This is a genomic window from Alistipes sp. An31A, from assembly GCF_002159425.1.
GTDB lineage: Bacteria > Bacteroidota > Bacteroidia > Bacteroidales > Rikenellaceae > Alistipes > Alistipes excrementigallinarum.
Map to the genome: position 1 here is coordinate 1 of NZ_NFIO01000020.1, position 8,601 is coordinate 8,601.

Here is an 8,601-nt window from a genome sequence, read left to right on the forward strand (position 1 = left end):
GAAAGAACCTTGCTCCGCCTCGAGTTCCAAACCCTCGCGGGTTTCTCTCTCAAAGCGGGTGCAAAGATAAGTACTTTTTTAGCTTTTTTACAAACTTTTTAAAGATTTTTTTGAATATTTTTTTGCCTTAATTTGGACCGCATTGTAAATCTGCAACTTGCGTTTCGGCCGTAAAAACGGTGTCGGGAGGATTGCGGGCGGAGGAGGAGGCGGGGCAAAGCCGATGTCGGGGTTGGGCCGATACGGAGTTCGGACGGAGAAGCCCGCAAAAGAGCCTTCACTTTTCCGAACGGGGCGGCAAATTTCCGGGGAAAAGGCGGAAAAAAGGGCGCGGCAGGCGGAGAAAAAATCGAATTGGGGAATGGCGCGAGGGGCGAAAAGCCGGAATTAGGGAGGGGCGACCGGCGAAAAAGGGCGGACGAAGGGTGTGGCAAGGTGCTAAAAGGTCGGGCGGGAGGAGCGGTGAAGGATGTGGCAGGCGGAAAAAATTCGGGCGGGAGGGCACGATGAGCCGTGAAAAATGGGAGCAGAGGCAGAGCAACCGGCGAAAAAGGACGGACGAAGGATGCGGCAAGGTGCAAAAAGGTCGGGCGGGAGGTAGGAAGAAAGATGCAGCAGACGAAAAAAATTCAGGTGGAAGGTGCGGCGGACGAGAAGGCAGGCGGAGAGGCAGACAGGAAGGGAGGCGGCTGCATCTGACCGACAAAACAGAACCGTTTCCGGAGGTGTACGGAAACGGCATTCGCTCCTTATATATATAAGGTATGTAAGAGTGTGTTGAAAACCGGCGCTTGGAAAGATGCAAAATAGCTGTCCGCGAGGGAAGTCCTCCCCTGAAATGCCCATCCAGATTGATGACGGAGTCAGGAAGAGAAAGAGGCGGGCCAGGCAGAAAAAAGACCGGAGGGCAAAGCTGACAGAGGACGGGACGGGCGGAGGGCGGAACGGACAGAGGGCGGAACGGCGAGAAGCCTCGCAAATGGAGTGCGGGCAGAGAGCCGGGGCCGAGGCGGCAGACAGTGAGCCGAGCGGGAAGGTTGGAGGACGCGATGGGCGGAGGGCAGGACGGCGAGAAGCTTCGCAAATGGAGTGCGGGCAGAAAGCCGGAGCCGGAGCCGCAGACAGAGAGCCGAGCGGGAAAGTCGGAGGGCGCAATAGGCGGAGGACAGGAGAGTCGGAGGGCGGGAGAGTCGGAGGGCGGGAAGGTTGGAGGACGCGATGGGCAGAGGGCGGGACGGCAAGGAGCTCCGCAAATGGAGAGCGGGATAGGCGAATGGTAAGTAGTGCGGACAGAGAGCCGGAGCCACTCTCGGAACGCCGGGACTGCAAACAGGATGCCCGACGTTGCTACCGGAGCACCCGGAACCATTGAAACCACCGGGAATCCGAGAATCCGAAAACCCAAGACCGCCACCGGGAACCCGGCGCCGCTACCGGATGTCGAGCCCCATGATGTAATCGTTCATGTAGTAGCCGTTGCCAATCGGGAAGTCCCCCTCGCGCAGCTTCCGCATCCCCATCCGCTCGTAGAAGTGAAGCGCCCGGTTGTGGCGGTTGACGTTGAGCTCCATGCGGCAGGGCGCCGGATGCTGGCTGCGGATATACTCCACGGCCTGACGGAAGAGGGCGGCACCCACGCCCCGTCCCTGGAAGTCGGGCAGGACGTAAATCTTCTGGAGGTGGAAGAGCTCCTCACCCTCGCGCTGCACCGAGACGTAGCCGCACGGAGTCCCGTCGCACGAGGCGATGAAGTAGGCGTGCCCCTCGCGGAACTGGTTGCGGAGGCTCTCCGCACCATACATCCACTCCATCATGTAGTCCAGCTGGGCGGGGGTCAGAATTTCGCGGTAGGTAGCCGGGAAGGCCACCTCGGCAAGGCGGCGAATCAGCGGAGCGTCGCTCTCGGCGGCAGGTCGAATCGATATCATCGGTGTGCGGTTTTTACGTGGAGGTCGGCATCCGGCCCAAGGAGGGAGGGGCACCTTTTTATAACAGACAACGGAGGAACGGAGCGGAATATTATCGGTCGCGGTCGGGAAATTGCAGCCACTCGTCACGCGTAATGCGCCGGACCAGCTCCGTGCGGCGCTCGCCCGTCACCTCGCTCAGGTGGTCGCGAAGCTCGTGGTGGGGACGGAAGCCACACTTCTGCTGCACGCGGAGCGAGTTGTGGTTCCCGGCATAGGAGCAGCACCAAAGATTCTCGAGCCCCAGCGGGCCGAAGGCCCGGCGCATGAGGGCGCGCACCGCCTCGGGAATCAGCCCGCGGCCCCAGTAGGGAGTGCCGAGCCAGTAACCCACCTCGGCGTCGTGCGGGCCGATACGGAGGTTGCTCCGCTCGGGGAAGAGCAGCCCGACGCACCCCGCGAGGCGCCCCGTCTCGAGCAGCTCGACGGCGTAGGTTTCGGGGGCCGAGAAGACCAGGCGGATGACCAGCCGGCTCTCGGCAACGCTCCGGTGGGGCAGCCACCCCGCTGCCGGGCCTATCCGCTCGTCGCAGGCCAGGCCGTAGAGCTCGGCGGCGTCCTCCTCGCGCCAGGGGCGCAGCAGCAGGCGCCCGGTGCGAAGGCACGTGCCCTCGGTCTGCCGGGAGGCATCGAACGGGGTATCGGAAGAGGTATTCACCGTGGGAGAGGTACTTTATCGAGGCGCTTTATCGGAGGATGGAGAATGGAAGGTTCGGAGGTTCAGCCCGCCGGCGCGGAGCTGTCGGCTCGGGGCGCCGTGTTCAAAGCGGCCGGGGTTGCATGGCCGGCACAGGCCGTCGGTTCCGGCCGTCGGCACGGGTCTGCCGGCGCGGGGCGGCCGGGATTGCACGGCCGGTGCACGCAGTCGGTTCGGGTCGGTGGTTCGGGCGGCCGGTTCGAAACGGCCGGGAATGCACGGCCGGCGCAGAACCATCGGTTCCGTCTGTTGGTTCCGTCCGTCCCAGAACGACAAAGGCCGACTGTTCAAACAGCCGGCCCAGCGTAACCGCATCTCCGTAATTAAGCGTACTTGAACGTCGACTCGTCCGAAACGGTGAGCTTCTTACGTCCCTTGGCACGACGGGCCGCCAGAACCTTGCGTCCGTTGGCCGTAGCCATACGCTGACGGAAACCATGCTTATTGATTCTCTTCCGGCGCGAGGGCTGGTATGTTCTCTTCATTGCCATAGCTGTATAGTTTTTATTGTTTTAGACTATTTTACGGACTGCAAAAGTACAACAAAAAAGTTATCCGCAAAAATTTTTCCCGAAAATATTTCCCGCCCTGCACCGAAAAAGCGCCGAATTCTTCCTATCTTTATCGAAAAATAGCGAGACTATGGCCATATTCCAGGTTGAAGGCGGACACCGCCTCCACGGTGAAATCACCCCCCAGGGCGCCAAGAACGAGGCTCTGGAGATACTCTGCGCAACGCTGCTCACCCCCGAACGGGTCGTCGTGCACAACATACCCCGCATCATCGACGTGATGCAGCTCATCGAGCTGCTCGGCCGCATGGGCGTGCGCGTCGAGTGGCTCTCGGAGGAGAGCTGCGCCTTCTGCGCCGCCGACCTCGACTTCGACTACATGCGCTCGGAGGACTACCGCAACCGCTGCGCCCGGCTGCGCGGCTCGGTGATGCTCATCGGCCCCATGCTCGGCCGCTTCGGAAAGGGTTTCATCCCCAAACCGGGCGGTGACAAAATCGGCCGCCGACGCCTCGACACCCACTTCCTCGGCTTCCAGAAGCTCGGCGCGAAGTTCAACTTCGACATCGCCGACGAGTTCTTCATGGTCGAGGGGGCCGAACTGCGCGGCACCTACATGCTCCTCGACGAGGCCTCGGTGACCGGTACGGCCAACATCATCATGGCCGCCGTGCTGGCCCGCGGCACCACGCGCATCTACAACGCCGCCTGCGAGCCCTACATCCAGCAGCTCTGCCGCATGCTCAACCGCATGGGCGCACGCATCTCGGGCATCGCCTCCAACCTGCTCACCATCGAGGGGGTCGAATCGCTGGGCGGCACCGAACACACGATGCTCCCCGACATGATTGAGGTGGGCAGTTTCATCGGCATGGCCGCCATGACCCAGTCGGAGCTCACCATCAAGAACGTCTCCTACGACAACCTGGGCATCATCCCCGCCCAGTTCGCCCGCATGGGCATCCGCTTCGAGCAGCGGGGCGACGACATCTACATCCCCGCCCAGGAGCACTACAGCATCGACACCTTCCTCGACGGCTCCATCATGACCATCGCCGACGCGCCGTGGCCGGGACTCACCCCCGACCTGCTTTCGATATTCCTCGTGGTGGCCACCCAGGCCAAGGGCGCCGTGCTCATCCACCAAAAGATGTTCGAGAGCCGCCTCTTCTTCGTCGACAAGCTCATCGACATGGGGGCGCAGATTATCCTCTGCGACCCGCACCGCGCCACGGTCATCGGCCACGACCACCGCATCCGGCTGAGGGCCACGCGCATGACCTCGCCCGACATCCGCGCCGGCGTGGCGCTGCTCATCGCCGCCATGTCGGCCGACGGCGTCTCGACGATTCAGAACGTCGGCCAGATTGACCGCGGATACAAGGACATCGACCTGCGGCTCAACGCCCTCGGCGCACGCATCACCCGCATCGACGACTGCCAGTAGCGCAGCGCCCGACGATGCGACACAACCCATAGATACAAGAAGTTACACCCCCTATGTTTTTGGAAAACGCCAGCCGCAAGGGCTGGATTGAAGTCATCTGCGGCTCGATGTTCTCGGGCAAGACCGAGGAGCTCATCCGCCGCCTCAAACGGGCGCAGTTCGCCCACCAGAAGGTTGAAATCTACAAACCGCGCATCGACGTGCGCTACTCGGAGGAGGAGGTCGTCTCGCACGACGCCAACGCCATCCGTTCGACACCCGTAGACACGGCGCAGAACATCCTGCTCATGTCGTCGGAGGTCGACGTGGTGGGCATCGACGAGGCGCAGTTCTTCGACGAGGGGATTGTCGACGTCTGCCGCAAGCTGGCCGACAGCGGCATCCGCGTCATCGTGGCGGGGCTCGACATGGACTACACGGGCAAGCCCTTCGGGCCGATGCCCGAGCTGATGGCCACGGCCGAGTATGTGACCAAGGTGCACGCCATCTGCGTCCGCTGCGGCAACCTGGCCCACCACTCCCACCGCCTGACGGCCGACGACAAGCAGGTGATGCTCGGGGCGCAGGACTCCTACGAGCCGCTCTGCCGCCACTGCTTCCGGGCGCTCACCGAGTCGGAGTAGCCGACGCGGCCGGACAAGGGGTCGCTGCATCCGGGACCGGCAGCCAGAGCCGACGCCGCACCCCGACGCCGCAGCCGCTCCCGGCAGACAGAGCCAACGCCGCACCCCCGACGCTGCACCCCCGACGCCGCACCCCGACACCGCAGCCGGCACGCAGTCGGCACGCAGAGGCCCCCGCCACCCCTCGGGACACAACATAAAGAGACGGCGACCCGCCCCTTCCACAAAGGAAGAGGCGGGTCGTCGCATGGATTCGGTCCACTCCGGGCCGCCGCGCAGCTTCGGCAGCGTCCCGCCCGGCAGATATTCGGAACGATTTCCGGAAAGCAGCCGGTTCAACAGCCCCTCGGGCGACACTGCTCTCCCGCAAGTTCCGGGCCGCCGTTTCATCCGCCCTGCGGCAGTGCGGCCCGGCAACATCCGGGCCCCAGCACCATTCCCGGCCCCGGGCGGAGGCATTTTTCCGCAACCTTCGGCGCCGCAACCTTCAGCCCCGCAACCTTCGGCCCCGGCACCCTTCTCGGCCTCTGGGGCGGCGTCAGCCCCGCAGCGCCGCGATGAACTCGGGCCAGCGCGTCCAGAGATTCTCGGTGCGCAGCCACAGCTCGCGCGCCTGCGCCCCGACCGAGGGGTGCTCGCTCTCGATGTCGCGCAGGTAGGCCTCGTCGGCCGGATGCTCCGCAGCGGTGAACTCCGCATAGAAGGGGGCAAACTTCACCTTGAAGCGGTGCAGCTCCCCCTCGGGAAGGTGCCCGTCGCGGCGGAAGCCCGACCAGAGGAGCAGCAGCGTGCGGTCGGCATACTTGTCCGAGATGTCGTTGACCACCTCGTCGAAGAGCTCCTGCTCGTCCATGGCCACATAGTCGAAGGCCAGCAGCGTCGACCCCTCAAGGTGGTCCTCCGGGTCCAGGTCTAACAGCATCTCGAGCAGCGCGGCCGACAGCTCGAAGTCGTCGATGAGGAAGTGGTCGACGGCCGAGGCGTAAATCAGTTCGAGCGCCGCACGGCTGTTGCGGTGGTTCCACTCGAGAATCACCTCCTCGTTCTCGGGAATCAGCTCAGCGAGGCGCTGGAAGGCCGCATAGCGCTCGTTGCAGGCCCCCTCGACGTTGCCCGCACGCTCCATTTCGCGCGAACGGGCCAGGACCTTCGCAAAGTCGTAGGCCCCGGCGCCCTCCACCTCGAAGGTCTGGTCCGGAGTCGGATTAAGAGTTGCTTTTTGCATCATGCTTCAGTTTTAGGAGCATCCCCGCGGTCACCGCGACCGTCACCGCCACGCCGCACGCATAGGCCGCCGTGCGGTTCTCCATGCCGAGAAACTGGTCCGACACGAAGAGGAACGACGAGCAGACGAAGGTCATGAAGAGGGCCGGCAGCAGCCCCACCCAGCGGTTGCTGCGCCGCCGCTGCAGGAAGACGACAATCGCCCAGAGGACAATCGTGGCGAGCGTCTGGTTGGTCCAGGCGAAGTAACGCCACACGACGTCGAAATCGACCTGCGTAATCCAGTACCCCACCGCAAAGAGAGGAATGCAGATATAGAATCGTTTGAGTTTGCTCCGTTGTTCGAGGTGCAGCATGTCGGCGATGATGAGCCGCGCCGAGCGGAAGGCCGTATCGCCCGAGGTGATGGGGGCAGCCACGACGCCCAGCAGCGCCAGCACGCCGCCCACGACGCCCAGCATGCCGTTCGAGATGGTGTCGACGGCCCATGCGGCGCTGCCCCCGTGTTCGCCAAGCGCCGCCGAGAGTTCGCCTGCACCGCCGAAGAAGGCCATCGCCACGGCGGCCCAGATGAGGGCGATGATGCTCTCGGAAATCATCGCGCCGTAGAAGACCGAGCGGCAGGCGCGCTCGTTGCCCACGCAGCGGGCCATCAGCGGCGACTGCGTGGCATGGAAGCCCGAGATGGCGCCGCAGGCGATGGTGATGAAGAGCGTCGGGACAATCGGCACGCGTGCGGGGTCGAGTTGGAAGTTGTGCAGCGTCGTCAGCTCGGGAATCCGGTAGTCGCCCACAATCACTGCCCCCAGCAGGCCGAGGGCCATCGCCACCAGCGCCACGCCGAAGAGCGGGTAGATGCGGCCGATAATCTTGTCGATGGGCAGCAGCGTCGCCACGAAGTAGTAGGCCAGGATGAGCCACACCCAGACCGGGCAGGAGATGGCGGGAACCATGTTGGCCAGCAGCTGCGCGGGGCTGAGCAGGAAGACCGCACCGACGAGCACGAGCAGCAGCACCGAGAAGATGCGCATGAAGTGCCGCATGCCCTCACCCAGGTAGCGCCCCACCACTTCGGGGATGCTCAGGCCGTCGTTGCGCACGAGCATCATGCCCGAGAGGTAGTCGTGCATGGCCCCCATGAAGATGCCGCCGAAGGTAATCCAGAGGAAGGCGACCGGGCCGAAGCATGCGCCGAGCACCGCACCGAAGATGGGGCCCGTACCGGCGATGTTGAGCAGCTGGATGAGGAATGCGCGCCAGCGGGGCAGCGGCACGTAGTCCACCCCGTCGTAGAGGCGCCTGCACGGCATCTCGGCCGACGCGTCGGCGCCCGCCTGCCGCTCCAGATAGCGCCCGTAGGTGAAGTAGGCGGTCACCAGCAGAGCCAGACATACCAGAAAAGTAATCATATCCCGGTCAGATTTGACGCGAAGATAAGAAGAATAGTGAATTTTTTTGCAAAATTGTTGCATGAAATAAATTTTTTTCAGATATTTGCAGTCCCAAAGCGAACCCAACGGCATCAAGCCAAGGTTCGGGCAGGCCGAATTAGCTCAGTGGTAGAGCACTTCACTCGTAATGAAGGGGTCCCGAGTTCAAGTCTCGGATTCGGCTCGAAAGTCCAAGGTCGCAAGACCCGAGACGTCAAGGAAAAACCGCCGCAAAGCAATTTGCAGGCGGTTTTTTCATGGCGAATCGAGGCTCGCGCAGCGAGGCGGACTTTCGAAAGCGCCCCTGCGGCAAGCAGCAGAGAAAAGATGAGCGAAGCGAAGTCAAGTCTCGGATTCGGCTCAGGAAGAGGAGGTTGCACCGACGGTGCGACCTCTTTTTTTGTGTCCTGCGGGGTTGGAGGAGGGTTTCGAAGGGTCCGGGAAGGGCCTGAAAAGGGCCTGAAAAGGGCCTGGAAAGGGTCTGGAGAGGGTCTGGAGAGGGACTCGAGGGGGCCCGGACGGGGACTGGACGGGGACTGGACGGGGACTGGACGGGGACTGGACGGGGACTGGACGGGGACTGGACGGGGACTGGACGGCAGCTGGAGAAGGGCCGAGAAGACCCGAGAAAAGTTTGGAGAGGGCCCGGCAAAGGGGCAGAGAAGGGCTGGAGGGGAGGCTGGTAAATGGTCAGAAAAAGA

The 8,601-nt window shown here is 63.3% G+C and carries 7 protein-coding genes and 1 tRNA gene; 3 read left to right on the forward strand and 5 right to left on the reverse strand.

What is annotated here, in order from left to right:
* Positions 1 to 1,430: 1,430 nt before the first annotated feature.
* The 3 genes from B5F90_RS10580 to rpmH form a co-directional block, all read right to left on the reverse strand.
* Entirely contained in the window at positions 1,431 to 1,928 is a 498-nt protein-coding gene (locus tag B5F90_RS10580) for a GNAT family N-acetyltransferase (RefSeq protein WP_087362772.1), read from the reverse strand.
* A 91-nt stretch (positions 1,929 to 2,019) separates the two neighbouring features.
* Positions 2,020 to 2,625, reverse strand: coding sequence for a GNAT family N-acetyltransferase (locus B5F90_RS10585; RefSeq protein WP_087362773.1), 606 nt, complete (start codon positions 2,623 to 2,625; stop codon positions 2,020 to 2,022).
* A gap of 362 nt (positions 2,626 to 2,987) precedes the next feature.
* Complete coding sequence (gene rpmH, locus B5F90_RS10590; protein WP_087362774.1) at positions 2,988 to 3,149, reverse strand: 50S ribosomal protein L34; 162 nt, start codon at positions 3,147 to 3,149, stop codon at positions 2,988 to 2,990.
* Positions 3,150 to 3,306: 157 nt separating this feature from the next.
* On the opposite strand from rpmH, the gene murA reads away from it, so the two are divergent.
* Positions 3,307 to 4,623, forward strand: coding sequence for a UDP-N-acetylglucosamine 1-carboxyvinyltransferase (gene murA, locus B5F90_RS10595; protein ID WP_087362775.1), 1,317 nt, complete (start codon positions 3,307 to 3,309; stop codon positions 4,621 to 4,623).
* A gap of 53 nt (positions 4,624 to 4,676) precedes the next feature.
* Positions 4,677 to 5,246, forward strand: coding sequence for a thymidine kinase (locus B5F90_RS10600; RefSeq protein WP_087362776.1), 570 nt, complete (start codon positions 4,677 to 4,679; stop codon positions 5,244 to 5,246).
* Between the two features lie 538 nt (positions 5,247 to 5,784).
* Here the strand turns inward: B5F90_RS10600 and B5F90_RS10605 are convergent.
* Together B5F90_RS10605 and B5F90_RS10610 are read right to left on the reverse strand one after the other, a co-directional pair.
* Entirely contained in the window at positions 5,785 to 6,471 is a 687-nt protein-coding gene (locus B5F90_RS10605) for a hypothetical protein (RefSeq protein ID WP_087362778.1), read from the reverse strand.
* On the reverse strand, positions 6,452 to 7,879 hold the full coding sequence (locus B5F90_RS10610) for a carbon starvation CstA family protein (RefSeq protein WP_087362777.1): 1,428 nt from the start codon (positions 7,877 to 7,879) through the stop codon (positions 6,452 to 6,454). Before B5F90_RS10610 ends, B5F90_RS10605 begins: the two co-directional genes overlap by 20 nt.
* Positions 7,880 to 8,012: 133 nt before the next feature.
* Between B5F90_RS10610 and B5F90_RS10615 the strand changes: the two genes are divergently transcribed.
* A tRNA-Thr gene (locus B5F90_RS10615) sits at positions 8,013 to 8,084 on the forward strand.
* Positions 8,085 to 8,601: the final 517 nt, after the last annotated feature.

Bases quoted from the DNA above. Each gene is read 5' to 3' on its own strand.
- B5F90_RS10580 (WP_087362772.1), bottom strand. From the start codon at position 1,928: ATGATATCGATTCGACCTGCCGCCGAGAGCGACGCTCCGCTGATTCGC.
- rpmH (WP_087362774.1), bottom strand. From the start codon at position 3,149: ATGAAGAGAACATACCAGCCCTCGCGCCGGAAGAGAATCAATAAGCAT.
- murA (WP_087362775.1), top strand. From the start codon at position 3,307: ATGGCCATATTCCAGGTTGAAGGCGGACACCGCCTCCACGGTGAAATC.
- B5F90_RS10600 (WP_087362776.1), top strand. From the start codon at position 4,677: ATGTTTTTGGAAAACGCCAGCCGCAAGGGCTGGATTGAAGTCATCTGC.
- B5F90_RS10605 (WP_087362778.1), bottom strand. From the start codon at position 6,471: ATGCAAAAAGCAACTCTTAATCCGACTCCGGACCAGACCTTCGAGGTG.
- B5F90_RS10610 (WP_087362777.1), bottom strand. From the start codon at position 7,879: ATGATTACTTTTCTGGTATGTCTGGCTCTGCTGGTGACCGCCTACTTC.